General features: G+C 60.9%; 1 protein-coding gene. It reads left to right on the top strand.

All coding sequences use genetic code 11. The annotated features are described in order from the left end of the window. Window positions 1-56 precede the first annotated feature (56 nt). Entirely contained in the window at window positions 57-191 is a 135-nt protein-coding gene (locus H6B10_RS18785; protein ID WP_275951101.1) for a hypothetical protein, read from the top strand. The last annotated feature ends 136 nt before the right edge of the window (window positions 192-327 follow it).

The following is a 327-nucleotide window of genomic DNA, read 5'->3' as shown; positions in this document are numbered from 1 at the left end:
GCCGGTCAGCAGCCCGGCTACTATACCATGACAGATCTGCTGCGCGGTAAACTGCCATGCGTCTGAGAGGAAACGAAATTGCCGCCTGTGTGGTCATTGCGCTGGGAGTGGGCGCTGGTGTAGGCGCCGGCGTGGGCGTAGGCAGCACCACCGCTGCGGCAGCGGCCACCTGCGCCTGCAAAGGCTCTTGAAAAGCAGATCCTAATAAGACACCGCCCACTCCCAGCGCAATGACCACACAGGCGGCAATTTCGTTTCCTCTCAGACGCATGGCAGTTTACCGCGCAGCAGATCTGTCATGGTATAGTAGCCGGGCTGCTGACCGGC

Source organism: Gemmiger formicilis, from assembly GCF_016901605.1.
GTDB lineage: Bacteria > Bacillota > Clostridia > Oscillospirales > Ruminococcaceae > Gemmiger > Gemmiger formicilis_B.
Note: the sequence above shows the minus strand (reverse complement) of the source record. Positions and strands in the feature narration are given on the sequence as shown.

Bases quoted from the DNA above. Each gene is read 5' to 3' on its own strand.
- H6B10_RS18785 (WP_275951101.1), top strand. From the start codon at position 57: ATGCGTCTGAGAGGAAACGAAATTGCCGCCTGTGTGGTCATTGCGCTG.